A 26,444-nucleotide genomic window follows, 5' to 3' on the forward strand; every position below is an offset into this window, starting at 1 on the left:
GCCATCCTTATCAACAAGCCAACACCGGCATGGATATCCCGCTGCTCATGTATCTCGCTCCGTTCTGCCTCCTCTTTGAGGGCTGGCAGCTCGTGATCGCTGAGCGCCACATCGGGCTCAAACAAATCGAACAAGGCGTCGACCCGCGGTCCCGCGGTCCGGGTGAACTGCTGTCGTTTGCCTGGGGCATGGGCATCGTGTGCTACTGGGTCTGGATGATCCTCATGCTCATCCCCAAGGATGGCCGCGCGCAGGTCGTATGCATGCTGATTGTTTCACTGCTCGGCTACTCGCTGCGGCGCAACTCGGGCCTCAAGTGGATCCTCGTCATCCTCACGGTCGAAGGTGCCATCCGCATCGGCATGATCGTCTCTCTCATCAGCGGCATCTGGCGCTCGCTTTAACCGCCTCCCGCATGCCGTCGTTCACTGAAATCCGCCGGCCCTCGCCAAACTTTTCAGCCACCCCCGCCCACGAAAAACTCGGGGTGTGCTTCCACCATAGCGTGATGGATTTCGAGGCCACCATCCTGCACATGCTCAGCCCTGAAAGCCGCGTCAGCTACCACGTGCTCATCGGAGCCGACGGAACCCGCGCCACGCTCGTGCCTGACGATCATGTCGCCTGGCACGCCGGCGTATCCAGTTTCCACGGACGCAATAACTGCAACGCTTTCCTCCTCGGCGTCTCCTTCGCCGTCGACACCCGCACCACCCCGCTAACAACCGCGCAGATTGCCAGCGCCCTCGACTGGCTAGCCCCCCGCTGGCTCCGCCACGGCTGGACTCCCGCCTGCATGACCGACCACCGCCAGGTCGCCCCCGGTCGCAAAGACGACCTCGCGCCCCGCGAATGGCTGCGGCTCCTTGCCGCGATCAGCGAACACTTCCTGCCGGTCGTATGATCACATAGGCCACCCGTTCGCAGGCGCTCTGCTTCTTCAACTTAAACTTATCCCTTAATCTGCTCGCGCAATGCGCCGAGCCTCACGCCTGAAACCGCCGTGTCTCGCCCTTGGGCACCGGCTCAGCGAACGACTGGTTGAAAAACTCCTGCGCCGCCGTAATCAGCTTCGCGCATTGCGAATAATTTCCCGCCCACGAATTTGGCAGTCGCACGGCCTTGATGGTGCCCTTGCCCACATGATCGGGCGCGGCGTCATCGGGAATGATTTCGATCGAAAATTTTGGATCACGCGTGTGCACCACATAGTGCCGTGTCCGTCCTTCCTCCTCGCGCTCGATCCGTATGAAGTTAGCGAAATTCATTCGGTTTATATCCAAAGCTTAACCCGCGCCGGCCCGACGAAAACCCTAAACTTAGCCCCGCAACCATCAACCCGCGGGGCGTGATGGTCGCACGCCTTCCGACCCTGCCATCGCCTGATTCGGGATCGCGCGGCTTTCCGCCTTGAGAATACCCGGCGTCCATCGCACAAAACTCCCGTCGTGGACGCCACCCTATGAACCATCCTGAAGAGGCCCCGAAACTATCCAAACTGCCGTTCATCGCCGGTGATCTCGTGTTGATCGCCACGGCAGTCGTCATCGCCCTGCGCAGCGCAGCGCCGATCACTCCCGGACCGCTGCTCGCCATCACGATCTGCGTCGTCGCCGGCTCCGCGCTCCTGGTGATTCCTTTCCTCGCCAACTACGCGCGCCGCCAGGATGCCGAGCTCACCGAACGGCAAAACCAGATCGCCGCCCTCGCTCGTATCACCTCCGATTCCGCCGAGCAGCTTAGCATCGTCGCTTCGGGGCTGAACGGCATCGCCGAGTCCTCCAAGCACAACCTTTCCTCCATCGAAAAACTCCCCGCCAAGCTGCAGGAGCGCATCGACGGCCTCACGCAACAGCTCGCCGGCTCCGCCCTTTCCGCGCACTCCTCCGTCAAGGAAGACGTCACCCGCCTCGAAGCCACCGCCGAGAAAATCTCCCGCACGCTGGCCAAGCACGAAACCGCTTCCAAGACCAAGAGCGACACGCTGGCCGGCATCGAAAAAGACCTAGCCGCCGCCCTCGCCCGCGCGACTGCCCAGCTCGAGTCCTTTGCCTTCGCGACGACTCTCTCGGTCGAAAAAATCACCCGAGCCCCGGCCCCCGCGCCGGCCGAAAAACCAGCCCGCACAAAATCCTCCCGCCCCCCTTCGCCTGCGCCCACGGAGACCGCACCCGTCACCGAGCCCGAAACCGTCACCGAAGAACCGGCGACAATTGCACCCGTGGTCGTTCACGAAATTCCGGCCGAACCCGCGCCGCCTGCACTGGAACCCGTTGTCGAACCGACACCCGCCATGGTCACTGCAGTCGAAGAAACGCCCGCCCAACCCGCCTCCATCACCGAGACACCTTCCGTCGTCGTTGAACCACCCACCGAAGAGGTCTTCACTCCGTCCGAACCCGAGGCCGCCGAGGTCCCTGTCTCCGAACCCGAAGCCCCGAAAGCACCGCGCGCCCGCAAACCCAGGGATGATGACTCCGGCTTCGACTTGGGCCTCACCCCCGAGGCACCTGAAGCCACTGAGAGCGCCATCACCTCCGACGGCTTCACCCGCTTGATCGCCACCGCCTACATCGGCATCGGCAACAAGCTCTTCATCCGCGGCGAAGGCCCGGGACTTTCCTGGGACAAGGGCGTGCCGCTCCAATTCGTTTCCATCGGCAAATGGCGCTGGGAAACCCCCGACGCCACCGCGCCCATCAAGGCCAAGCTCTACAAGAACGATCAGGTCGAATGTCTTGGCCTGAGCTCGCTCACGCTCGAGCCCGGCCGCCAGCACGAGGTCAACGCCGGCTTCTGATCCGTAACGCAGGAGCGACTCTACGCGGCGATAACGCACCCGCACGCCCCCGCGTCCATAAAAGTCCGCCTCGCCATCCACGCCGTTTCCGTCCTCTGTCCTCCGTTTTCCGTCCTCCGTCCTCTGATTTATGTCATCCGCCCAACCTTTGCCCAAACCCGTCTCCGGCCAACCCTGCTCCTGCGGCAGCGGTATTGATTTCGCACTCTGCTGCGAGCCGATCATCAGCGGCAAACGCCCCGCCGCCACCGCCGAGCAATTGATGCGCGCCCGCTTCACCGCGCACGTCGCCAACGAGAATAAATTTCTTCATTACACCTACCTGCCCAGCTCGCGCCAGCCGTTCGTCGAGGATGACGGCGTGGGTCCGCTCGGCTGGACGAAGCTCGTCATCCACTCGCACGAGCCCGATGTGAAACCCGGCATCTCCTACGTCGATTTCACCGCCTACTACGCCGAGAAGGAAGCGACCGGCGCGCTGCACGAGAAGTCCGAGTTCCAACTCATCGACGGCAAGTGGCTTTTCACCCGCACGCTTCGCCAGGGCCCCGCCCCCATCAAATCCTCCGCCCCCAAGGCCGGTCGCAATGATCCGTGCCCTTGCGGCAGCGGCAAAAAATACAAGCAGTGCTGCCTCGGCAAAGCCTGATCGCCCAACCGTTCCAAACGCAAAAAAAACCGCCCGAAGTCCGGGCGGTTTTTTTGCGTTTAAAACGTGACGTGAATCGAGGCTTCTTAGCTCAACTGTCCTCGAGCTTCACGTTGTGCTTCTGCAGAAACGGCACCAGCTCGGCCACGCCGAAGTCCGCCAGAATCTTCCCGTGCCAGTCGAGCGTGGGCACGCGTGGCTGGCCGGACTTGCGCTGCATCTCGGCATATTCGTGCGGATCCTCGCTCACATTGATTTCGCGGTAACCGATACCGTGCTCACCCAAAAATGCGGTGACCTCAGTGCACCAAGGGCAGCCGGGTTTGATATAAAGGAGCGGGAGTTTTTCAGCGGTAGTCATGGTAAAATGGGGAGGTTGGGATTGCTCCAATCACAGTGCGAAAAGAACGCCAAAAGTTCCCTCGTCGCAACACGATGGCCTCAGCGTTTGCGACGCACGAGGATGCTGTAACCTTCCATTTGCGGGTGAGCCGACTCGAAGAAAACGAGGATTTTCCCCTGCGCCTCGACTGCGGGCAACAGCTTGAATTTAAGCATCGGCGCATCGCCCGGCGACGGCCGGAATTCGCACGCACCTTCCGGCTGAGAACGTTCACCGGAAAGATTCACCACCTCGGCCCACACGCGCAACCGGCCGTCGCTCAGCGGATGAATCTCCACGCGGTCGATCTTGTATCCAGAACCCACGACAACGCCTTGCTTGATGTCCTTCGGGCTGAGCACGAGACCGCTCCAGCTGGAAACGGTGAAACCCGGCATCCCTCGAAAAGCGCTTTGCATGAGCACTTGGTGCTGCTGGCCGCCTTTCAGCAAAAGATCCCGCGCCTCCAACGCGGCCTCGGTGCGCTCGGGCAGCACTTCCACCGGGATCACCTCGGGAACCACGGCCACCGCAGGAGCCGGGGCCGCAGGCGCCGTCACCGTTTTTGCCGTGGGTGCCGACTGGCAGCCGGCGAGTAAAATCAGGAGTGAAAGTGGCCAGATAAAGCGCATAAAATTAAGCAGGAACCCCGGCCGCACGGACCGTTTTTCCTACAGCCACCTCACGCCCTCGCGCAATTTCCGTCGAGCCTCTTTTCAGCCCAAGCCGCGTTCGACCGCCCAATCAATCGTGATCGGACCGTCCTATCACCGCCACGATGCAGGCTGATACACATCGTGCTTTCACACGGTAATAAAGAGTGACAACCGCTGGCGCATAAAATGCATTCACGCTCAAAGATTAAGGGTTACACCCTAGCCCCGTAGCCGAATTTTATTATTCACCGGAAAAGCGAACGATTCCCCGCGATCAGACTCTGTCCCTTTCATTCCCTTATCGTGATCCGTCTTTTCCAAAAAAAGTCCGCGCAGCTCAAAGAGTGGTGGCATTTCACCACCGAGATGAACCGTGACCTCTGCAAGCTCTTCGGCGGCTTGCTGGCCGCGGTGGTGCTCGCAGGCGTGGTTTGGATTTTCGGCAAACCTTTCTGGCAAAAGTGGCGTCAGGATCAGGCGCTCGCCAAAGTGGAGGAGTTTGCCGCCCGCAACGATTACCGCAGCGCCCTGCTCGCGTTGCGTCGCGCGACCGAAATCGATCCCAACGATTTCCGGGTATGGCGCGAAGCCGCCGCGTTCCTCGCGAAAATCGGCTCCCCCGAGGCCGTGGTCGCCCGCCAAAATCTCTCCCGTCTCGCGCCCGACGACATCAGCCTGCGCATCGCCCTCGTGACGGAAGCCCTGCGTTTCGGCGATGTCTCCACCGCACAAAGCGGCGTCACCGCCTTGGAGCAGGCCAGCCGACGCGACGCTGCCTTCCACCGGCTCGCCGCCGCCGTGTCGCTCGCGCTCGGTCGCTCGGCCGAATTCGAGGAGCACTTGGTCGCCCTCACCGCCGTCGATCCGTCCGACCTCGCTTCCCGTTTCAATCTCGCCGCTCTTCGACTTTGGAACATCGACCCCGAGGTTTCCCGCCAGGCCTACATCACGCTGACCGCCCTCGGTAATGAACCGTCCGTCCGCGTGCGTGCCTCGCTCGAACGGCTCAAGTTTGCCGCCGCCACCCGCGATCCCGCGCGCGTGGATACCGAAGTCGCCTCCTTGGTGCCGTTGCTGAATCCTGCGCTCACCGGCACGCTCCTTAAACGCGATACTCCGGGCGAACCGCCGGGCTGGGATGCTCTTTTGCAAGGCCTCAAAACCGCCGCCGTCACCAACCCGGGCGACGCAACGTTGCTTATCCGCTGGCTCGACGATCTCGGCCTCGGCCAACGCGCACTCACCTGGGTCGACACGTTGCCCGCGCCCATCCGCACCGACTCGCAATTCGCCGCCGCCGAGGCTGATCTCGCCGCGCGCGCCAACGATCTTCCCCGCCTGCGTGCGCGTCTCGCCGAACACGCGTGGGGACAGATTTCCGAAGAGACCATCAACCTCTCCCTCGCCGCGCGCGTGCAGCAGATGCGTTTCGGTGATCAACGCGCCCGCGCCACGTGGGACGATGCCATCATCACGACCAACGAAACCCTCGCCGGCCTGCGCATGCTCGCGCGCCTCGGCGGCATCTGGCGCGACGGTGAAGGCACCGAGCGCGCGCTTCAGGCGATCGTGGACCGCTATCCCCGCGAATACTGGGCCTGCGATGCCTTGCGCGTGCGTTACGCAGTCCGCGGCGATCTCGAAAAACTTTGGCAACTTTACCAAGCGTGGGCGCCGCGCACACCCGACAACATTCCCGTCCAGCAAACGTGGATCATGCTCGGCACCTTGTTGAAAAAGAGCAGCCCGCGTCAGCTCGAACGTGCCACCGAGCTTTACGAAAAATCCCGCCGCCCCGCCGATACCGCGACCACGCTCGCCTACGTCTCGGCGCTCTGGAGCGTCAACCGCATCGACGATGCCGCCAAGGTCATCGCCACCCTTCCCGCGTTCACGCGCAGCGAACCGCGCGTGCAGCTCTGGTTCGCCATTCTCGCCGCCGAGCAAAACCGCGACGACGACCTCAACGCCCTCCTCGCCGCCCTTCCCCGCAAAACCCTGCTTCGCGAAGAACAACAACTTCTCGATTCATCCTTGTCCGCTCGCGACCGGCGCAAAGCCGCCGCCCTTCGCAAGGCCGAAGCCGCCAAAAAATCTGCGACACCCTCGCCCTCTGCGCCCGCCGTTCCCGTGACCACCGCCACCAAGCCCGCCGCTCAACCCTGAGTCGGCGCGATCTCCGGCCAGCGCGCGAGAAACGCCATCTGCGCATCGCGGTCGGGAACTTCCTCGTAGCCTTCACGCGTCAGGAAGCGCAGCGGATAGCCCGTCTCCAATGCCGTCACGGTCACCGTCTCGCCTTCGATGGTGAACTCCGCGCGCCACGCGCCGCAGCCGATCTCCAACGTGCCCGACGCCCGCTTGCGGATGCGTCGCGTGCGATGCGGCGTGGGATCATGCGACAGCAACTCCACTAGACGCGGTGTAAAATCGATCTCCCAAGTTTCGCGCAGCCATGCGGCCTGCGTTTCGGCAGCTTCGGAGAGCGTGACCGTGAACCGCGCCGGTGCTGCCGACACCGCGTCCACCTCCGCAATCCAGCCCGCGTTCGCCTCGGGAAAAGAATCATACGCGGGCACGTAAGGTTTCACATCGAAGACCGGCGTGCCATCGACGAGATCGCACGCGCCGAGACGCAGCGTGCGGCCTTTGATACCGAGCAACCGCACCGGCGTCATCCCGAGCGGATTAGGCCGGTGAGGCGATCGCGTCGCAAATACCCCGCGACGTTGAGCCGGCCCGCGCGGTGGCAGCACCAGCGGACGCCACGTCTCGTTGCGGTGAAACCACCACAACAACCACACGCGATCAAAACCCGCGAGATCCCGCAGCGCCTGTTCGAAGTTGGACCCCGGCAGCAATTCCAGCACGTTGCACTCTTCCTCGCCGTCGACGGGCTGATGTCTCGCCTGAAATTTCACCCGCTTCTGCGTGCGAATGAATCCGATGGGTTTGAGTGTGAGAGAGTCGGTCACTGCGCACGAGCAAGCCCGTGATTCGGCCGGCGGTCTATGCTGAACTCTTCCTCGCTCCAGCCCGACAAGCTGACACCGTAATTCCACTTCTTTTATGCAAAACCGCTCCTGGCCCGCCCTGATCGGCTTCATCCTGCTGGTCGCCACCGTGTCCGCACTCGGCGGCTGGATCACCTCGACCAGCGTCACCACGTGGTTTCCCTCGCTGGACAAACCGTCGTGGAATCCACCCGGCTGGTTATTCGGCCCGGTCTGGACCGTTCTCTACGGCATGATGGCTTTTGTCGCCTGGCGGCTCTGGCGGGTGCGCGACTCGGTTCCGGCTGCACGCCGCGTGCTCGTGTTTTGGTTCGTCCAACTCGCACTCAACTGCGCGTGGTCTTTCCTTTTCTTCGGACTGCGTTCACCCGCCGCCGGCCTGATCGACATCATCCCACTGCTTGTCGTGATTACGTGGATACTCGTTTCGCTGTGGCGTATCGACCGCGTGCTGGCATGCCTGTGGACGCCTTACGTGTTATGGGTAAGTTTTGCGACCGCCCTCAACGCGTCCATCTGGCTGCGCCAGACGTGATCACGAGCCGGGTTGCGGCACGCGAGCCAGACGCGAGGAATCAAGTCCGCGCGCATCGATACGCTTGAGGAGATCGGTATAAACCGAATCCGGCAGCGTGTGTTCACGGGCCAGCACCCAGACGAGTTTTCCGCCATTTGACGCCACCACCGCCCAGCGGTAATCGGCATCAAGCTCGAGGATGAGGTAGTCGCTGGTGAACGGCCAGAAGAGGCGCACCTTCCACTCGGCATTGGTCTGGGTATTGGTCACCCACGCCTTGCCATGCCAGGTTTTTTCCGGCGCTTCGAAATTCTTGCGACGGAAAACATAATCGGCGGCCATCGTGCCGTCGGCGTGTTTCACGTAGTTGTCGGACGTGGCCACCTTGCCGTCTTCAAAGAAATTCGGGGTGTAGGCGATGACGTGCCATCGGCCCATGTAGCGGTCGAGATCGACCGACTTCACCGTGGCAAGGCTCTTGGGCGTGGTGTTTTTCATAGTGGAAGAACATCCCGATACGCCCAGTAGACCGATCAGAAGAACGGCTGCCGTGAACACGCTTCTCCGGAAGCACCTACCGCTACGCTTGGATTCAAAGGCCGTCAGGATCGTCGGGAGTGTGCTCATGGGATGAGGATTTCATCCATAGTGCCCGATCACGCCGATCGGTTCCCACCGCGGACGGATTACTCGCCCGCGTCCATCGCATCGGCGAGGGCCGCGTATCCGTTATTAGGAATATAAAACGGATCCATAATGGGCTTCACCGGCTCGGGCGCAGTAACCGGAGCGGGTGCTGCAACCGGAGAAGGCGCAGGCGCGAGGGTCAAGTCAGGTTGCGATACCGGCGCAACGATCACCGGTGCCGAAACCACCTCGGGTTCAGACGCGGACTCGATCACCGGCTCGGGCGCCTGCTCGACCACCGGCGCAGCTACGACTGCAGCCGACGGAACACTGACAACAGGAGCCGGAACAGGAACCGCCACCGGTGCAGGCGTGAGAACGGGTTCAGGTGCGGCTGCGGGCACGGGCAGGCTCACATTGGCAATCCGTTCCATCAAGGTCGCGAGCGTGGCTTCGAGTTCGTTCAAGCGCGTGGTAATCGCCACCGTGGTCGCGCTCAGGCGCTCTTCGGCTTCCGTCGCCGCACGTTCCACGCGCGCTTCGAATTGCGCCGGCGCGGAGGCCAGACGTTCGTCGAGCGCTTCGCGTTGTGACTGGGCGCGCGCCGCGGCGACGGGGAACTCCGCCAGCGTGGCGGCAAAGGCGGCGTGTTGCTCGCGCAGGCTTTCGCGCAAACCGGCTTCCATGCGATCACAGCCGGCGAGCAATTGCTCGAGCTTGGTCGCGGCTGCGGACATCTGTTCGGCCTTCGCGGCAAACTCCGCGTCTTGTCCGCTCACACGCGTTTCACGGGCCTGCGCACCGAGTTCGGCCTGTTCAAGGCGGATGGTCAGGGCCTCGACCTTTTCCTGAAACACCGAGGGCAGACGCTCTGCGGCGGCGATGCTCCGGCTTGCGAGCGTCGCGGCATCCTCCAAGCCCGTCGCGGCCGAGGCCCATTGCGTGCCCCAACGCGATGCGTTCGCCGTCGAGGTCGTCACCAGCTCCACCAACTCGTGCTGACGTTCGGCGAGCGCGGCTTCGCGGGCGTGCGCATCGTTCAACACAAAAGGCAGCACCGCGATGATCGCGCCCAGCCCCGTGCACACAATGACGCCGAGCAGCGCACCGCCCGTGAGTTCGTCAGGTGTCCGCCAGGCGATGAGCAACGCCGTGGCCAGTAACACCGCGTCGGCGGCGAGAAAGGGAACGAGGGACAGGGAGCGCGTGGGAACGGATGAACTCATACTGCAAAAATAAGGAGCCTTGTTGGTGGCGCAGCGGCCGGAGTTTTCAAGGGTGAAGGTGACGGCGCGAGACGGCGCTTTTTAGCACCGGTCGCGCCGGCGCGGTCGGATTCACCCCGTCAGTGCGGACTTCGTGCGGGCTTTCAGGCGCTGGCCTTGTCGCGCGCCAGTTCCGCCTCGATGAAATCCAGGATCTCTTTGCGCCCGCGTTTGGTGGTCGAGGAACTGGTGAAGATCTTCGGCGATACGGTCATGAAGCTCTTCATGGTGGACTTGAACAGGGCGACGTTCGACTCGACCGCGTTCATGGAAACTTTGTCCGTCTTGGTGAACACCAGCGAGAACGCGACGTCGATGGTCGACAACCAGTTCAAGAATTCGAGGTCGATCTTCTGCGGGGTCAGCCTTGAATCGATCAGCACGAACAGGTGCACGAGCACGTCGCGTTTTTCGATGTAGTTGGCGACCGCGACATTGAAATCGGCGCGATCTTCACGGTTCACCTTGGCGTAACCGTAGCCGGGCAAATCGACCAGACACCAGTTGGTGTTGATGCGGAAAAAATTGATGAGCTTCGTCTTGCCGGGCGTCACCGATGCCTTGGCGAGGGCATTGCGCTCGGTGAGCAGGTTGATCAGCGAGGACTTCCCGACATTCGACCGGCCGATGAAAGCGAACTCGGGCAGGGTCCAGCGCGGCGCCGACGCGATGGTCGGTGCGCTTGTTTCGAACTCGGCTGATTTGATCTTCATGCCCTCTAAAGGAAGACGACCGCGCCATCAGGCAAGCAATCCGTCAGGCGTGTTTCGCGGGCGCATCCCGCCGTCCGCACATAAAAAACGCCGTGAAGCCTGCACGGGCAGGCCCACGGCGCGGGTGTTAATTACTGGGAAACGCCGGGAGCCAAGGGGCGATCCGACAGCGTGAACTTGAGCGTGCCGGCGCTGTTCGACTCCTGCGCGGAGAACACGAACTCCAAGCCCGACACGGAGGGCGTCAGCGAAGAGGTGAATGCGGTGCCTTGGAACTCACGCACCATCACGCGGGGCATGTCCGAGGACTTGCGCTCATAGACCGTGACCGTCACCGCCACCGGCGAGATGATCTGGTAGTAGAGCGGCTTGCCGACCGTCGCGGTAACTTGCTGCGTGGCGCTCACGTTCAGGTTCTGCGGACCTGCGGAGGCACTCACCTGGGTGTTGCCGACGGGCACATCATAGGTGACCGGATAAACCACGACAGGACGGGGAGGAGGCGGAGTCGCGCAGCCGGCAAAAAGGCCGACGACCAACAACGCCGCACAGGAAACAAGACCGGTATATTTTTTCATATTAGAGAACGCTTGAGGTTTGATAAAACACTCGCGGGCAACGGGGCCCGATGAACTGAAGGTGTCGCGCTGCAGTTAAAGGTTCCCGTATTCCGCTTAGCGAACGTTGACCTTCACGTTCTCGCCGAGGTTTTCAGGCGCGTGGCCGGTCAGCGCCATCTTGGCGAGGCCCCACAGTTGCACGACCATGCTGGACGGGGAATCCCAGAACTGCGCGGACTCGATGACGACGCGCAACAAGACGAGATGCGGATCGTTCACGCCTTGCGGAAACCAGATCTTTGCGGCTGGCGTCCACAACTCCGTCACTTTGTCGGTATCACGCACGATATACGCGCGGCCCGACACGGAGACGTAGTTGTTTTTACCCGGCGAGGCATACGACAGACCCACCGTGCGCTCGTGGTAAATCTCCGCGACCTTGGGCGAATCAATCGAGGTGAAAAACCACAGTTCGGCTCGGTCCGCATCGAGCTGCATCGTGGCCATCGGCCGGCTGTGCAACGAACCGTCTTCGGCCACCGTGGTGAACATCGTGAAGTCGATGTCTTTGATCAATTCGCACAGGCGCGGATAACCTTCGGGGCGAAGCGTGGAGGGGGTGGATGCAAGTTGGGTCATACCCCGGCAGACCTTGTTTGTGCGCAAAGGATCGCCCCACCCGGCCATCAGGCCGTTTTCCGATGCCGCAAACAAAGGATTCGCACGCCGCGAAAAGTGCCGCTTACTCGCCGGTTCCATCACCATGTCGCGTCTCAACTTCACCTTGGAAAAAACCGCCCCCGGCTCCCGTGCCCGCGCGGCCCGCTTCACGACGCTTCACGGCGAGGTGCTGACGCCCATCTTCATGCCCGTCGGCACCCAGGCCACCGTGAAGTCGCAGACCGCCGAGACACTCCTCGCCGCCGGCTCCAACGTCCTTCTCGCCAACACCTATCACCTGCTCCTCCGTCCCGGCCCCGAGGTGTTTAAAAAATTCGGCGGCATCCACCGCTTCATGAATTGGAATCGCCCCGTCCTCACGGACTCCGGCGGCTTCCAGATTTTTTCCCTCCCCAGCGAACGCCGCATGAACGAGGAGGGCGCCAAGTTTAAGAGCTACGTGGACGGCACCACGCTCCTGCTTTCGCCCGAGGTCAGCATCGAAACACAGAAGGCCATCGGCAGCGACATCATGATGGTGCTCGACCAGTGCATCCCGTCCACCGCGCCCTACGACCAGGCCGAGGCCGCCATGCAGCTCACCCACCGCTGGGCCGTCCGCTCGCTCAACGCCCGCGGCGATTCCCCTCAGTCGATGTTCGGCATCGTCCAAGGCGCCTGCCACCCCGAGCTTCGCAAACAAAGCGCCGCGTTCCTCCGCGAACTCCCCTTCGACGGCCTCGCCATCGGCGGTCTCGCCGTCGGCGAAACCCACGCCGAGCGTTACGAGTTCACCGGCCTCGTCACCGAACACCTTCCTGAAAACCTCCCGCGCTACCTCATGGGCGTCGGCACGCCCATCGACATCCTCGAAGCCGTCCACCGTGGCGTGGACATGTTCGACTGCATCATCCCGTCGCAGCTCGCCCAGCGCGGCACTGTATTCACTTCTCACGGACGCCTCCACATGCAGCGCTCCGTCTATAAACTCCAGGACGGTCCCCTCGACGCCAACTGCGACTGCCACTGCTGCAAACACTACGAGCGCGGCTACCTTCACCACCTCGCCAAAACCAGCGAATACCTCGGCTGGCACCTGCTCGGCATCCACAACATTTCGTTTTATCACCGGCTCATGCGCGAGATCCGCGCGCACATCCTCGCCGGCACGTTCGCCGAATACTACGAGAAGAAACGCCTCGAGCTCGTCCGCGTGGACGAAGACAGCCCGCCCGTCCCGCCCAAACAGACGCGTATCAAGCCCTCCAAAAAACTCGGCGACTACGAGATCGTCACCAACCCCGCCGGCACTTCGAGCATCAAGCAGATCAGCTCCGGCGAGGTCATGCATTCGGTTAGCGGCCCGAGCGAGGAATCCCAAAAACTCTACGTCGACCAGTCGTGTCTCGCCGTGCGTCTCCTCAAGCGCTCCGACGACGACAACGAAGAGCTCGTCATCTGGGACGTCGGACTCGGCGCCGCGTCCAACGCCATGGCCGCCCTCCAGTGCTTCGAACGCGAACTCGCCGAGCGCGGCCCCGCCGTGCTCCGCCCGCTGCGCATCGTGAGTTTCGAGTGCGACCTGCACCCGCTCGCCCTCGCCACCAAGGACGCCGGCGCCTTCCCGCACCTGCGTCACCGCGCGCCTTACGAAATTCTTAAAAACCATCGCTGGTCCCACGCCTCCGGCCTGCTCAACTGGGATCTCAACGTCGGCGATTTCCTCCAGTTCCTCGAATCCTCCGCGGTCCCCGATCTCATCTACTTCGATCCGTTCTCCTCCAAAACGGACACCGGCCTGTGGACGCCCGAAGTATTCACCCGCATCTTTAACCACTGTGCTCCGAAGTCCGCCGAGCTCTACACTTACGCCGCCGGCACCGGCGTGCGCGCCGCGATGCTCAACGCCGGTTTCTCCGTCGCCGAAGGCATGGGCACCGGCCCGAAAGCCACGACCACCCTCGCCTTCACCCGCCTCGAAGCCGCGCAACACCACGCGCTCAAGCCCGTGCTTCTCGGCGAACCCTGGCTGGCCCGCTGGCGCCGCAGCGACAGCCAATACCCCAAATCTCTCCCCGGCGACGCCCGCCCCGCCTTCGCCGCCCGCATCGAAAGCCACCCCCAGTTCAAAGTCTGACCCCGCGTCTTTAGCTTCTCTCCGCAAACGACAAAACCCGGTTTGTAACTTAATAAGTTACAAACCGGGTTTTCGCTTTCGGCTTTCTGTTCCGATCAGACCGGAAAACCGTCCGTTACTTCTTAACCGGAATATGCGCGGCCTGACGCATCGCCTCGCTCTTCGAGATCTTCAGCCCGTGCGCGATTTTATTGAGCTGCACGGCTTCGGCCGGACTCAGCACCGTCGTGCGTTCCGTGCCATCGCGATCGACCCAGTCAACGCTATGCGGTTTTTGGCGGGAGGCTTTCACCAAGTCGCGCAGGAAGTTCAGTTCGGCTTCGGGCAGGTCGTTCATATGAGCAGCGGATTTGACCGCCCCTCCCCGCCGCGTCAACGCCCTCGTGCCCCCACACTCAGAGCGGCGCGATCGAAATCACCAGGCCCACCACCGCACCAAACACGATGTGTCCGGCAAAGTGCGAGAGAAACACCAGCGGCGTCGCCTTGCGGAATTCCGTGAGCGGATGGTTGTCCGACACGATCCACGTCAACGCGAGGCTCACCACGAGTCCGTGAAAAAAACCAAAACCCGCGCCCGCAAAAAACGCCTGCGGCCACGCCGTGAGCCCCACCAGTTGCATCAACACGGTGTAAAGCAAGCCGAACACAACCGCCGAAAACAGATACACCGCGATCCCCATCGGCAGCGCTTTTTCGCGTGAACGCGTCAACAGGCTGCCCACCGCGACAACCATGCCGCCGGTCGGCGGGCCCGCCCGTTCGATCAGGCGCATCCCCGCCCACATCGCGCCCGCGCCCAGCAGACCGGCCAAAATCGCATACAAAACCAAGTCTGACGTGAGGGTAATCGTGTTCATGATTGATCCGGGTTGAGGGGTTAAACTCGGCCGGGCCGCAACCGGCCTTTCCATGCTTATAGTATGCATCGTAAGTGCGCTGGTTCCAATCTGTTTTTCACGATCGTAACACCCCGCTCCGTAAACACGGCTCGACACCCCGCGCTCCCCACTGCTCTCCTTTGAACCATGGCCAACGCGCGTCCCGTCCATCGGTTGAGCAAAAAACTCTACGACGCCCGCGTCCCCGCCTTACGCGAGGAGTTGGTCCACCTCCAGGTCCGCCTGAAAGAAGTGCCGTCCAAGGTCCTCCTCATCCTCGCCGGTGAAGAAGCCGGCGGTCGCGGCGAGGTCATCAACACCCTCAGCGGCTGGCTCGACCCGCGCGGCGTGGAGACCTTTGCCTTCCGCCAGCCCTCCGACGAGGAACGCGAGCGCCCGCTCATGTGGCGCTACTGGCGCTGCCTCCCCGTCAACGGTCGCCTCGGCATTTTCGCCGGCTCCTGGTATACGGAGCTCCTCCGCGCCCAAGCCGACCAAGGCCTGCCCGCCGCCACCTCCGCCCATCACATCGAGCATATCCGCAACTTCGAGAAACTCCTCGTCGACGACGGCACGCTCATCATCAAAATCTGGCTCCATCTCACCAAGGGTGAACAACGCCTCCGTCTCGCCGAGCTGGCCGCCAATCCCGACACCGCCTGGCGCGTGACCGACGAAGCCCGTCGCAACCACCGCCTCCACGACCGCCTCGCCCGCTCCTCCGCCCGCCTCCGCGCCGCCACCCACCGCCCCGGCGCCCAGTGGACCGTCATCGACGCCGCCGATCCCCGCGCGCGCAATCTCGCCGTCGCCGGCCTCGTCGCCCGCAAACTCTCCGCCCACCTCAAGCGCCTCGAGGCCCCACGCCCCAAAGCCCCGCGCATCGCCGCCCCGAAGTCCCTCAAGCCCGCCGGTCTCGCCCGCCTCCTCGCGCTCCCGCTCGACCAGAAACTCTCCTCCTCCGAATACGAGGCGAAGCGCGAGAAATGGCTCGGCCGCCTCCACCGCGCCACCCGCGCCGCCCAAGCCGCCCAACGTTCCATCGTGTTTGTTTTTGAGGGCTGGGACGCCGCCGGCAAAGGCGGAGCCATCCGCCGCCTCACCAGCGCCATCGACGCGCAGGATTACCGCGTCATCCCCGTCGCCAAGCCCACCGACGAGGAAAAATCCCACCACTACCTCTGGCGCTTCTGGCGCCACGTCCCCCGCGCCGGCCTCGTGACCGTTTACGACCGCTCCTGGTATGGCCGCGTGCTGGTGGAGCGCCTCGAAGGCTTTTGCACCGAACCCGAATGGCGCCGCGCCTTCGGCGAAATGAACGACTTCGAACAGCAACTGGTCGAGCACGGCACCATTGTAGTTAAATTCTGGATGCACGTCAGCGCCGACGAACAGCTGAAGCGCTTCCGCGAGCGCGAGCACACCGCCTACAAGCAGCACAAGATCAACGCCGAGGACTGGCGCAACCGCCGCAAGTGGCACCCCTACGAGATCGCCGTCGGCGACATGCTTGCCCTCACGGATACGCCGTCCGCGCCCTGGCACCTCATCCCCGCCAACAACAAGCGCCACGCCCGCCTGCAAATCCTCAAAACCGCCGCCAAGTCCATCGAAGACGCTCTGGGGCTTTGATGGACTGCAAAATAAAAAATGCCGGGCCTGATACGGCGCCGGCGGTTTGTGGTGGGAGAGGGCTTGAAAGGGAGTCCTTACTTGCCGGCTTTTACGGCGTCGATCTTGGCTTTGTATTCTTGTTTGATGGCCTTCGCTTTTTATTTTTTTGGCGTCTTCCTTGGTCTTCTTGTCATCTTTTTCACTTCAAATTTAAAACCTTTCCTGAAAAGTAATTAAGCGCGCAATCAGACATCCATCCATCTTACCAGGCGTAAGCCGCAAACAGCCGCCACACCTTCTGTTTATGGAAGTTCCGGCTCAGCTTACAGCCCTGTAGTAATGGGAGATTTTTATCGGCGTTCGCGATCAGGAGGCCACGGCGGCTGTGCGGCCAACCAAGGTGGAAAGCTCGCTGGACGACATGCGCAGTGCCTCGGACTGGGTGGTGAGCTCGGCGGCAGCCGCGGCAGTTTCCTCGGCGGTCGCGGCGTTACCCTGTGTGACTTTGTCGAGCTGCGTAATGCTGCCGCTGATCTGTTCCAAGCCGGTGCTTTGCTCTTGTGATGAAGATGCGACTTCGATCACGAGCCCATCCACCTCGCGGATGAGCGTGACGATCTCTGCGAGGCCGGCGGCGACGCGGGTGGATAGTTGCACACCCTGCGCGCTGCGTTCACCGGCGGCGGCTATTTTATCGGCAGTCTCGCGTGCGGCGACGGCCGAACGTTGCGCGAGCGCACGCACCTCATCGGCGACAACCGCGAAGCCGGCTCCGGCTTCACCGGCGCGGGCGGCTTCGACCGCGGCATTAAGAGCGAGGATGTTGGTTTGAAAGGCGATCTCGTCGATCGTCTTGATGATTTTGGCGATCTCTTGGGAAGACTGCTGGATCGAATCCATCGCGGACTGCATACGCGTCATCTCTTCCGCACCCGTCTCGGCGGCCTGTCGGGCGGTATTGGCCGCGCGCTTGGCGGACTGGGCGCTCTCGGCATTGCGCTTGGTCATGCTGGAGAGTTCTTCAAGCGTGGCAGACACCTCTTCAAGTGAAGCCGCCTGTTCGCTGGAGCCCTCCGCAAGGGATTGGGACGCGGAGGTTACCTGGCGCGCCGAGGTGGTGTTGGTCGCGGACATCTGATCGAGTTTGGCGATGATGACCGCAAAGGGTTTCGGGATGCTGCGCGCGACGATTACAGCGACGATCACCAGACACAAAAGCGCCATGGCTGATCCCACCAGCAAGGTCCCCTGAAATTGGGCCATCGAGGTGGCTGCCTCTGCATTGATCCTCACCGCTTCGGCCGAAAAAACATCGGACAATTTGCCCATGGAGATTTCCAACGCACTGAACGATGTGCGGAATTCAGGCATGGATGTCTCCACGGCAGGAAGATCATGGGAAGCCAGCCGGACGAGTTCGACGGCAAGTTTCAAATAGGCATCAAGCGGTGCTTTCACATCAGCGATGGCGGTCCGCACCGCCGGCGGCAGATCGAGCGCTTCATTATCGGCGAGAGCGCGGCGGAACTCGTTGGCATGCTCGGTGACATCCTTGGCAACCTCGGCCAGACCAGCCTTGTCATTCCGGCGGGCATCATCCTGAGACAAGAGCACATCGCCACGCAGCGCATCATGCATCATGTCGGCTTGCTGGTGGTTTTGCAGTCCCTGAAAAGTGGTGACCACCGCGGCTTGGCGACGCTTGAGATCGGTGAACTTGAAATGGACTGTCGCGGTGAGTCCGAGAATGAAAAGCCCGGCGGTGCCCGCGAGGATGGCGACTTTGTGGTTAACGTTGATGGGCATGTGGGATGAGGTGTTAAAAGATCAATACGCCGCCGTCAGGCGCAGCAGAAAGAGCCAGGAGTGAGCACCGGTGGATGCTGCGCCAATATGCTGGATGTATTGCACGTCGGGCTGGAGAGAGAGCCTCTCGTCAACTGCAGCAGTGTAACTGAGCTCGAAAACGCGTTCATAGTCCCCCCCGGCAAGTCCTGATGAAAGCCGGGCGTGAGCGACACCGAAAGCCACGGTGTCGGCAGTGCGGACAGGCAGCAGACCCGTAGCGGAAACTGCGGTATCGACCGCCCAAGCAACGGCGTTTCGGTCATCGGGCGCCCCGCCGTAGCGCACGTGCGCTACGATGTTGCCGGGCTCACCGGTGCGGCCGCGCAGCGTGCGTTCGGCGATCACGTAGGCACCGTAGTTGCCATGATGAAGGTCTCCGCTAACCGGATCAGCGAAATCAGCCGAATGCGCCCAGACGCCGGTGGTGAATCGATTGGGGGAGTCCACAGGCGCAAAGCCAAGCTCCGCCATAAAGAACGCTCCATCCTCACTATTGAGCGCATAGTGGGTGCCGTGGCGATTCGGATGATCGTCCCCTGCAGCTGAGTCCAGCGAATCGCCATCGTATACCCCAGCGCGGGCGCTCCACCCGTCCTCATTCTCCCAAGCGATCCGTGCGCCGAGTGCCGCCGCGTAATATGCAGGACCGGTGTTAAGCGTGTTGCCCGATATAAAAGCGGGCCAGCCGAAGCTGCTGTTGATGAGCGATGCGCCGGACTTGGTGCCGGTAAACTCTTCGTCCGCGAGCAAAGCTCCGCTGCGTAGAGACCACAGGTCGCCCGAAACTTCAAACCACCACGAATAGAGGCGGAGGCTTTGAAAGGCCTCGGAGTTACTGGCGCCAAGGAAGTCGCCAAGAATACGATCACTCGGACCACGACCCTCGACCCAGAGCACACTGGCATAAGCTGAAATCGAAACAGGATTAGCATCAGCTCGGGCCGGAATCCAAGAGGCCTCGCCCAACACGGTTCCGTTGAGTGATTCGCGTCCCTGGCCTGCACCCCATAATCCAATGGCAGAATCAAGGATGCCCGTTGCGTCGAGAGTCAAACGGCCTGCCCCCAGAGGACGATCAAGCCCCGCATAGGCGGGCGGATTTAAGAGCCCGCAGGCAATGGCAGCAAAAAATGCGCAGCGAACGTTCATGAAGACGCTACATCGGCCCTAAAATCAGGAAATTAAGCTTCAACACCGGACGGCTTTTACATTGCCGAGCGGAGTGTTCCGATCGCAGGTGAGGCCGCGGACTGTGACCGACTCGTTTCCGCTCAAATATAGCACTTAACTTGGTGCCGCTCGCTTACGATCGTCCCTCATGCTGATGCCGCTGCAGCGCCGCGATGCAGCTCGCCAGGGTGATCGGCTTCGGGACAAAGTCGTTGCAGCCAAAAGTAAACAGTGCCTCGCGCGCATCCGTCTGCGTGTCGGCTGTCACGATCGTCACCCACACGCCCCGCGCGGCTTCGCCGGATTCACCGGCCCGCAAGCGGCGCAGCACTTCGAGTCCGTCCATGTCGGGCATGCGCAGGTCGAGCATCACCAGGTCAAAGCGTTCTTCGTGCGCCAACGCATCCAGTGCTTCGCGCCCACCCGTGACCGTTACACTGCGACAGCCCAGCGCGGTCACCATGCCTTGGAGCAACCGCAGGTTCACAGCGTTGTCATCGACGATCAGCACCCTCAGGTCGAAGCGCGGATGCGGGTGCGCGGCGGGCGCATCGGCACTTTGCATGCCCGAAACCAGCGTGGCCACGAGCGCGTCGTGGTGAAGAGGTTTGCTCAACAGCGTGTGAAAAATCGCCCGCAGGTGTCGGCGGTCGTCCGCATCCTGTGCACTCGTCACCAAACCGATCACCGCCCCCTTGGGCCATTCGGTGATGTCCACCGCCGATTCCAACACACGCGCAATCACACCTTGATCGCAATCCACCACGGCCAGATCCACCGAACTGGCGGATAACTCCTCGAGGCGGCAGGCCACCGGCACACCGCCCGCCGCCGCGATCACGCGAAACAACTCCCTCAATAATCCCGGCGTGCGCACCACGAGTCCGACGCGCCGTCCAGCGAGCACGAGCGATTCCATACGCGGCTGCACACTCGTGGTCGGCACGTTGAAACGAAACACCGAGCCGCGCCCCGGTTCGCTGCGCAGCGCAATCTCGCCACCCATTAAACGCACCAGCGAGCGGCTGATCGCAAGCCCGAGCCCCGCGCCGCCGTGCCGCCGGGTAATCGAACTGTCGAGCTGGCTGAAGGGCTGGAACAACCGCTTCTGGTCTTCCTCCCCGATACCGGGGCCGGTGTCGCGCACCGAAAAATCCAGCCACAGGCCATCGACCGCCGTCACTTCACCCGCGCGCGCCCGCACGCGCACCTCCACCTCGCCCACTTGGGTAAACTTCACGGCGTTGCCCACGAGATTCACGAGGATCTGCCGGAGCCGGCCCGCATCGAGCATAGCCACCGCGGGCACCTCGGAACCCACGTGATGCAGCAGCACGATTTTCTTTTCCGCCGCCATGCAGGCCAGCAGATCGAACACTTCCTCCAGCAACGCGCGCACTTCACACGGTTGCGGCACGAGCGGCGGCGGACGCGACTCCATCCGCGAATAATCCAAAATATCACCCGTGAGCCTCAGCAGCGCCTCGCCACTGGAGCGCACGGTCTGCACATACTCGCGTTGCTCGGGCGTGAGCGGTGTATCGAGCAACAGGCTGGTAAACCCGACGATTCCATTAAGCGGCGTGCGCAACTCATGGCTCATCGTATCGAGAAATTCCCCCTTGGCACGGGCGCCCGATTCGGCGCGATCCTTCGCGTGGCGCAATTCATCCTCGGCCCGCTTGGGCTCCGTCATATCGCGCAACACCGCGATGAAACACATGATGTGCCCCTCGCGATCCAACACGGGACTGACCCCGCCGTTCACCGGATAAAGCTCCCCGCCCTTACGGCAATTGATCCACTCGCCTTCCCACGCGCGCCCCGCCCTCACGGTCGCAACCAGGTCTGCCAGCACGTCCGGCGACGTGGCCTCCACTCGAAAATCATTCCAATTGCGGCCGATCAACTCCGCCGGCGTGTATCCGGTTTGTTCACACAACCCGCGGTTCACATATTCGATGCGGCTGTCGGCACCGGTGATCAGAAGCGCCGACCGGCTTTGCTCGACCGCCTCGGACAGTTTGCGAATCGTGCGTTGCTGCGCGCTCCAGCGGTGGAACAACCCGTGCACCACCAGGGGCAGCCCGAACAGCAACCACACATACAGCGCGGTCTGGAAAGCCTCTTCATACAGATGCGAAGTCCAGGCCTTCGCGGAAATATCGAGGCCCACGATATCCGGCGGAGTCATCTTCGTGGCCGCCGTATATTTGATGGGCGCATAGGCGGTGACCCACACACCGAACTCGTCTTTCAACGGCCCCTCGGTCGCCGGACGGCCGGTCGCGATGATCGATTGCAGGCCCGGCGAATCCGGCGCTTCCACAAATTCGTCCCCCGGCAGGGAAATCTGCTTCGAGCCCGCCGGCTCGGAATCCGCCAGAAAAATCACCCGGCCCGTTCCCGGCTGGGGGCGAAAAATATAGACGAAGCGCGCCCCCGGCTGCACGCGGCGCAGGTCCATCAGCCGTTGTTTGACCGCCGCATACTCCGGAGTGCCCAGATCGGCGCTGGTGCCGGTAAGGGACTTCAACTCCCCGCCCTGAAACGACACCGCGCACTTCAACGCGTTCGCCGTAAGATCCTCCAGCGCCCGCTCCTCGGCCTGATGATAGGTCAAGACGCCGCCCAACAGGCCGGCAACAAACACGACAGCGCTGCCAGCGATTAAAAAACGACGTCGGTCAAGGACAGCCATACGAGAAGGTCAGACTCGGACGCATTGCCCTGTTAGGCAACCGGCAAACCACCAATAAACACCCCATTACACGCCTGATAAACCACCCGACCCATGCCCGGCAGGCAGGCACAAAAAAGCCGCCGCAGGTTACCCTGCGACGGCATGTAAACTTAAAGATGAACGGGCCTTACTTAACGAGATGGCCGGAGACGAGCTTGGTGAGCTCGAACATGCTGACGGACTTCTTGCCGTTCAGAACGGGCTTGAGAGCGGCGTCGGCGTTGATCTGCGTGCGGACTTTGGCGTCCTGCAGCTTGTTCTTCTTGATGTATTCCCAGAGCTTCTTGGTGAGCTCCGTGCGGGGGAGAGGTTTCGAACCAACGATCACCGAAAGGACGGCATCGGGCTGAACAGGTTTGAGGAATGCAGCGTTAGGTTTGCGAGCGGTTTTTTTTGCCATAGCGGAAATTGGAATTAGGCCTGCACCGAACGAAAGCAACGTCTATTTTTAAGAGGTAAATTTCCGTTTTCCCTAGGTAAAATTAAAAACTTGCGCAATCCAAGGCGCCCGCTTCAAGCGGCCCCCATGCGGACAAACTGCTCGTGAAGCGCCGCGTAGTGCTTTTTCAATGACAACAATTCCGCGTGCGTGCCGCGTTCCACCACGCGTCCGGCGTCGAGCACCAGCACGAGGTCGGCATGGCGGATCGTGCTCAACCGGTGCGCGACCACGAAGCTCGTGCGGCCAGCCAGCAACGTCACCAGCGCCTGCTGCAAGCGCGCCTCGGTAAGCGCGTCGATCGCACTCGTGGCCTCGTCAAGAATCAGCAGGCGCGGATCGGCGAGCAATGCGCGCGCGAAACACACGAGCTGTCGCTGCCCCGCCGAAATGCCGCCACCACGCTCGCTGACCACCGTCGCCAATCCCTGCGGCAGCGAATCAAACATGTCGGCGCAACCGAGTTTCTCGACGGCGGCGCGCACCTCGGCCTCGGTCGCCTCGGGCCGGCCGAAGCGGATGTTATCCAGCACCGAGCCCGCAAAAAGAAAGTTACTCTGCTGCACCATGCCCGACTGCCGGTGCAGCGAGCGACCGGTGATGCCGCGGATATCATAGCCGTCGATCAACACCTCGCCCGCCGTCGGTAGATAAAATTTGGATACAAGATTGATGATCGAGCTCTTGCCGCTGCCGGTATGGCCGACGAGCGCGATCATCTGGCCCGGCTCCGCGGTGAAACTCACATCATGCAGCACGCGCTGCTTCGCATCGTAGCCAAACGCCACGTTCCGAAACTCCACCCGCGCGCCCCTCGCTTTCGCCAGATCCGCAGAGCTTTTCGCCTGCACACGCGGATCGGGCAGCTCGACGGCGGAAGGCGCATCCTCCCAGTCGGGTTTTATGTCGAGCAACTGGAACACGCGCTCCGCGCCCGCCATCGAAACAAGCGCCTGGTTGTAAAGATTACCCAACACCTGGATCGGTGCGAAAAATTGATTCGCGAAGAGGAAGAAGGTGATCAGCACGCCGATCTCCACCTGGCCGTCCAGCACCTGCCAGCCACCCAGCATCAGCAGGATCGCGACAAAGAACTGACTATTGAGCTCCAGCAGCGGCAGCAGAATCGCCGACGAACGCGCGGCGCCCATGCTGTAGCGTGAGTGATCCGCGAGCAGACTGCGGAAAAGGCCTGCATTGGTCGTCTGCCGCACAAAGCCCTGTGTGACGCGGATGCCGTTGATCGACTCGGCGAGCGTGGCGGTGACGCGGCTGAAGCTTTCCTGCTGTGCACGCGTATCGCGGCTCAAGCGCACACGAAAATGGTTGTTCAACAGCCACAGCACCGGCGCGAGCCCGAGCACGACCAGAAATAGCACCCAATCCGTCCACGCCATCACCGCCGCCGCGAACACCATCTGTCCCAGTTGCACGATGCCGACGAAAAACACCTGCTCGATACCGGCGCGCAGCGACTCCACATCACTGGTCACACGACTCAGGATGCGGCCGAGTTTCACCCGATGGAAAAAGCTCATCGGCATCCGGCTCACATGGTCGAAAATATCGGAGCGCATCTGTCCCACCACCATCTCGCCGATTTCCAACGCGAAGCGCTGGCGGAAGTGGAACAACCCGTCCGTGAGCACAGCCATCACGGCATACGCCGCGATCCAGCCGAACAAGGGCGAGAGCTGATGTTTCGAAATCGGGCCCGCGATAATCAACGCGGTCATCCACGCCAGCGCCGGCAACTGCGAGGCGCGTAGCAGCGTGAGCACGATCAGCCAGTTTCGCTTGCGCGCAAACGGACGCGTGTAGCCAAACAGCCGGCGCACGATGCCCCAGTCGAGCGGACGCACCTCGGCCTCGGGCGCGTCGTCTTTGGCACGCTGCACCAAGGAAAGCGGACGGCGATCACGGGGCGTGCTCATGCGTTCCCCTCCTTTTCGCGACGGAGCGCGGAGGCCTCGCCACGATCCACGAGCTGGAGATCGGCCACACTCAGATAAGGTCCGGGCACCTGCATCAACTCGGCATGCGTGCCGCGCTGCACGATGCGGCCGTTTTCCATGACGATGATAAAATCCGCGCGGCGCAACGTGCTCAGGCGGTGGGCAACGATGAAGGTCGTGCGGCCTTCGATGGCGTTTTCCAACGCTTCGAAAATCTCATGCTCCGTCTCGCTGTCGATCGCCGCCGTCGGATCGTCGAGCAGCAGGATCGCCGGCTCAAGGAGCACCGCACGCGCGATGGCCAGGCGCTGGCGCTGGCCGCCGGAAAGCGTGTTGCCGCTCTCGCCGAGCACGGTGTCATAGCCTTGGGGAAGTTTCAGGATGAACTCGTGGGCCGCGGCAATGCGCGCCGCCTTTTCGATCTGTTCCTGAGTCGCGTCGGGATGCCCGAACGCGATGTTGGCCGCGACGGTGTTGGAGAAGAGGAAACTCTCTTGAAACACGATGCCAATGCCGCGTCGCAAATCATCCAGCCTCAATTCGCGCGCATCGATTCCGTCAATCAACACCCGCCCGCCGGTCGGATCATAAAAACGCGGGATCAGGCTCATGAACGAACTCTTGCCGGCCCCGGTGGCTCCGAGAATCGCCACGCATTGACCGGGCTTTACCGTGAGGTCGATGTCGGTGAGCACAGGTCCCGCGCCATCATAGGAAAACGAAACCCGGTCGAAGCGCACCTCGCCTGTCAGTCGCGGACGCGCGACCACTCCGGGCGCATCACTGACCTCGATCGGCGCGTCGAGGATTTCAAACACGCGACGCGCGCCGACCAACGATTGCTGCACGCTGTTCACAAGCGTGGCGACTTGGTTGACCTGCCCCGAGAACTGGTCGAGCAACCCCGCAAACACCACCAAGCCCGTGCCCAGCGGCAACTCGCCCTGGATGACCAGCCAGCCGCCGTAACCGAGCAGCACGATCATGTTGATGCGGGTGAGAAAACCCACCGCCGGCGAAAACAGGCTCACCCGCCAGAAGATGCCTTGCTGTTGGTCGAGCACTTCACGGTTTTTCCTGACGAACGCCTCGCGATCTTCCTGCTCGCGGCCGAATGCCTTGGTGACCTGCACGCCCTGGATGCTCTCGGCGAAGTGCTGCACCATTTTTTCCACCAACTCGCGGCTTTGCGCGTAGCGCGGCTGGATGTAACGCGAGAAAGCCGTCGACATGATCGCCAGCACGGGCGTGGTCGCGAGACACGCAATCGTCAGCCCCGGATGCAGGCTCGCCATATAGACCGCATAGAGTGTGAGCGACACGACCATGATGACGCTCTGGATCATGACCTGATCGACAAACATCCGCACCGCCTGCACGTCACCCGTCACCCGCGTGATGATCGAGCCGGTGGTGTTGGCATCAAAAAAACGGAAGCTGAGCTTCTGGAGCTTGTCGTAAACCTCGCCGCGCAGATCGACCACGAGCCGTTGCTGCACGAGCCGGTTGATCGAAACCGTATAAAGAAAATTGAACGCCGCGCGCAGAATCGCGAAGCCGAGAATAAAGCCCGCGATCAGCAACAACACCTGCAAGGGCTCCCAGGTCTGCGGAAGTTGCACCCCGAACTTGGCGTGGGGAAAGGGCACGGGCTGCGCACCATCGCGCTGCCCGATCACCCAGCCGATGTAGTCGATGCCGAGGCCCGTGAGACTCAGTCCGCTCAACGCGAGGGTGAGCAACACCAGCTGCAACAACACGACTTGCACGCACCGCGCCCGATAGCGCCAGGCCAGGCCAAACATGCGCCGCAC

General features: G+C 62.1%; 25 protein-coding genes. 8 read left to right on the forward strand and 17 right to left on the reverse strand.

From position 1 onward, the window contains the following. Window positions 1-29 precede the first annotated feature (29 nt). Both FPL22_RS09360 and FPL22_RS09365 read left to right on the forward strand, forming a co-directional pair. Window positions 30-404, forward strand: a complete 375-nt coding sequence (locus tag FPL22_RS09360) for a hypothetical protein (RefSeq protein ID WP_144230016.1) — start codon at window positions 30-32, stop codon at window positions 402-404. Between the two features lie 11 nt (window positions 405-415). Beyond that, window positions 416-904 (forward strand): N-acetylmuramoyl-L-alanine amidase, encoded by a 489-nt coding sequence (locus tag FPL22_RS09365; RefSeq protein ID WP_144230017.1) that lies wholly within the window; start codon window positions 416-418, stop codon window positions 902-904. An 82-nt stretch (window positions 905-986) separates the two neighbouring features. On the opposite strand, the gene FPL22_RS09370 is transcribed toward FPL22_RS09365, so the two are convergent. Beyond that, on the reverse strand, window positions 987-1,268 hold the full coding sequence (locus tag FPL22_RS09370) for a hypothetical protein (protein ID WP_144230018.1): 282 nt from the start codon (window positions 1,266-1,268) through the stop codon (window positions 987-989). A 194-nt stretch (window positions 1,269-1,462) separates the two neighbouring features. Here FPL22_RS09370 and FPL22_RS09375 point away from each other — a divergent pair, with 194 nt between their 5' ends. Both FPL22_RS09375 and FPL22_RS17985 read left to right on the forward strand, forming a co-directional pair. Further along, entirely contained in the window at window positions 1,463-2,800 is a 1,338-nt protein-coding gene (locus FPL22_RS09375) for an SNARE domain-containing protein (protein ID WP_144230019.1), read from the forward strand. 130 nt (window positions 2,801-2,930) lie between these two features. Beyond that, window positions 2,931-3,449 (forward strand): YchJ family protein, encoded by a 519-nt coding sequence (locus FPL22_RS17985; protein WP_275263034.1) that lies wholly within the window; start codon window positions 2,931-2,933, stop codon window positions 3,447-3,449. Between the two features lie 91 nt (window positions 3,450-3,540). Here the strand turns inward: FPL22_RS17985 and FPL22_RS09385 are convergent, their stop codons facing one another. Both FPL22_RS09385 and FPL22_RS09390 read right to left on the reverse strand, forming a co-directional pair. Beyond that, window positions 3,541-3,810: a glutaredoxin family protein gene (locus tag FPL22_RS09385; protein ID WP_144230020.1), complete on the reverse strand. Its 270-nt coding sequence runs from the start codon at window positions 3,808-3,810 to the stop codon at window positions 3,541-3,543. Window positions 3,811-3,890: 80 nt separating this feature from the next. Then, on the reverse strand, window positions 3,891-4,463 hold the full coding sequence (locus FPL22_RS09390) for a hypothetical protein (RefSeq protein ID WP_144230021.1): 573 nt from the start codon (window positions 4,461-4,463) through the stop codon (window positions 3,891-3,893). A gap of 327 nt (window positions 4,464-4,790) precedes the next feature. Here FPL22_RS09390 and FPL22_RS09395 point away from each other — a divergent pair, with 327 nt between their 5' ends. After that, the gene (locus FPL22_RS09395) at window positions 4,791-6,653 is read left to right on the forward strand and encodes a tetratricopeptide repeat protein (RefSeq protein ID WP_144230022.1); all 1,863 of its coding nucleotides are present in this window, start codon (window positions 4,791-4,793) and stop codon (window positions 6,651-6,653) included. On the opposite strand, the gene tsaA is transcribed toward FPL22_RS09395, so the two are convergent. Next, window positions 6,644-7,462, reverse strand: a complete 819-nt coding sequence (gene tsaA, locus FPL22_RS09400; RefSeq protein ID WP_203235134.1) for a tRNA (N6-threonylcarbamoyladenosine(37)-N6)-methyltransferase TrmO — start codon at window positions 7,460-7,462, stop codon at window positions 6,644-6,646. The genes FPL22_RS09395 and tsaA overlap by 10 nt on opposite strands. A gap of 94 nt (window positions 7,463-7,556) precedes the next feature. Here tsaA and FPL22_RS09405 point away from each other — a divergent pair, with 94 nt between their 5' ends. After that, window positions 7,557-8,036: a TspO/MBR family protein gene (locus FPL22_RS09405; RefSeq protein ID WP_144230024.1), complete on the forward strand. Its 480-nt coding sequence runs from the start codon at window positions 7,557-7,559 to the stop codon at window positions 8,034-8,036. Here the strand turns inward: FPL22_RS09405 and FPL22_RS09410 are convergent, their stop codons facing one another. The 5 genes from FPL22_RS09410 to FPL22_RS09430 all read right to left on the reverse strand — a co-directional run bounded on the left by FPL22_RS09410 (window position 8,037) and on the right by FPL22_RS09430 (window position 11,822). Then, on the reverse strand, window positions 8,037-8,516 hold the full coding sequence (locus FPL22_RS09410) for a lipocalin family protein (protein ID WP_162525246.1): 480 nt from the start codon (window positions 8,514-8,516) through the stop codon (window positions 8,037-8,039). A gap of 188 nt (window positions 8,517-8,704) precedes the next feature. Further along, the gene (locus FPL22_RS09415) at window positions 8,705-9,871 is read right to left on the reverse strand and encodes a hypothetical protein (protein WP_144230026.1); all 1,167 of its coding nucleotides are present in this window, start codon (window positions 9,869-9,871) and stop codon (window positions 8,705-8,707) included. A gap of 143 nt (window positions 9,872-10,014) precedes the next feature. Then, the gene (yihA, locus tag FPL22_RS09420; protein ID WP_144230027.1) at window positions 10,015-10,623 is read right to left on the reverse strand and encodes a ribosome biogenesis GTP-binding protein YihA/YsxC; all 609 of its coding nucleotides are present in this window, start codon (window positions 10,621-10,623) and stop codon (window positions 10,015-10,017) included. Between the two features lie 131 nt (window positions 10,624-10,754). Beyond that, complete coding sequence (locus FPL22_RS09425; RefSeq protein WP_144230028.1) at window positions 10,755-11,201, reverse strand: hypothetical protein; 447 nt, start codon at window positions 11,199-11,201, stop codon at window positions 10,755-10,757. Window positions 11,202-11,297: 96 nt separating this feature from the next. Then, window positions 11,298-11,822, reverse strand: a complete 525-nt coding sequence (locus FPL22_RS09430) for a pyridoxamine 5'-phosphate oxidase family protein (protein ID WP_144230029.1) — start codon at window positions 11,820-11,822, stop codon at window positions 11,298-11,300. A gap of 124 nt (window positions 11,823-11,946) precedes the next feature. On the opposite strand from FPL22_RS09430, the gene tgt reads away from it, so the two are divergent. Then, on the forward strand, window positions 11,947-13,980 hold the full coding sequence (gene tgt, locus FPL22_RS09435; RefSeq protein ID WP_144230030.1) for a tRNA guanosine(34) transglycosylase Tgt: 2,034 nt from the start codon (window positions 11,947-11,949) through the stop codon (window positions 13,978-13,980). A gap of 115 nt (window positions 13,981-14,095) precedes the next feature. Here the strand turns inward: tgt and FPL22_RS09440 are convergent, their stop codons facing one another. Together FPL22_RS09440 and FPL22_RS09445 are read right to left on the reverse strand one after the other, a co-directional pair. After that, window positions 14,096-14,317, reverse strand: a complete 222-nt coding sequence (locus FPL22_RS09440) for a hypothetical protein (protein WP_144230031.1) — start codon at window positions 14,315-14,317, stop codon at window positions 14,096-14,098. Between the two features lie 58 nt (window positions 14,318-14,375). Then, on the reverse strand, window positions 14,376-14,840 hold the full coding sequence (locus FPL22_RS09445) for a hypothetical protein (RefSeq protein ID WP_144230032.1): 465 nt from the start codon (window positions 14,838-14,840) through the stop codon (window positions 14,376-14,378). Between the two features lie 168 nt (window positions 14,841-15,008). Between FPL22_RS09445 and pap the strand changes: the two genes are divergently transcribed. Then, window positions 15,009-16,493, forward strand: coding sequence for a polyphosphate:AMP phosphotransferase (gene pap, locus FPL22_RS09450; protein ID WP_144230033.1), 1,485 nt, complete (start codon window positions 15,009-15,011; stop codon window positions 16,491-16,493). Between the two features lie 348 nt (window positions 16,494-16,841). Here pap and FPL22_RS09455 read toward each other — a convergent pair whose 3' ends face one another. The 6 genes from FPL22_RS09455 to FPL22_RS09480 all read right to left on the reverse strand — a co-directional run bounded on the left by FPL22_RS09455 (window position 16,842) and on the right by FPL22_RS09480 (window position 26,435). Beyond that, the gene (locus tag FPL22_RS09455; RefSeq protein ID WP_144230034.1) at window positions 16,842-18,281 is read right to left on the reverse strand and encodes a methyl-accepting chemotaxis protein; all 1,440 of its coding nucleotides are present in this window, start codon (window positions 18,279-18,281) and stop codon (window positions 16,842-16,844) included. Window positions 18,282-18,302: 21 nt separating this feature from the next. Then, window positions 18,303-19,472: a carbohydrate porin gene (locus FPL22_RS09460; RefSeq protein WP_144230035.1), complete on the reverse strand. Its 1,170-nt coding sequence runs from the start codon at window positions 19,470-19,472 to the stop codon at window positions 18,303-18,305. Between the two features lie 154 nt (window positions 19,473-19,626). Next, window positions 19,627-22,194 carry a PAS domain-containing hybrid sensor histidine kinase/response regulator gene (locus FPL22_RS09465; protein WP_144230036.1) on the reverse strand — a complete coding sequence of 856 codons (2,568 nt, stop codon included), beginning with the start codon at window positions 22,192-22,194 and terminating at the stop codon, window positions 19,627-19,629. 169 nt (window positions 22,195-22,363) lie between these two features. After that, window positions 22,364-22,636, reverse strand: coding sequence for an SWIB/MDM2 domain-containing protein (locus FPL22_RS09470; protein ID WP_144230037.1), 273 nt, complete (start codon window positions 22,634-22,636; stop codon window positions 22,364-22,366). Window positions 22,637-22,749: 113 nt separating this feature from the next. Beyond that, window positions 22,750-24,609: an ABC transporter ATP-binding protein gene (locus FPL22_RS09475; RefSeq protein ID WP_144230038.1), complete on the reverse strand. Its 1,860-nt coding sequence runs from the start codon at window positions 24,607-24,609 to the stop codon at window positions 22,750-22,752. After that, window positions 24,606-26,435 (reverse strand): ABC transporter ATP-binding protein, encoded by a 1,830-nt coding sequence (locus tag FPL22_RS09480; RefSeq protein WP_144230299.1) that lies wholly within the window; start codon window positions 26,433-26,435, stop codon window positions 24,606-24,608. Before FPL22_RS09480 ends, FPL22_RS09475 begins: the two co-directional genes overlap by 4 nt. Window positions 26,436-26,444 lie beyond the last annotated feature (9 nt).

Origin of the sequence: Rariglobus hedericola (assembly GCF_007559335.1) — a bacterium.
GTDB lineage: Bacteria > Verrucomicrobiota > Verrucomicrobiia > Opitutales > Opitutaceae > Rariglobus > Rariglobus hedericola.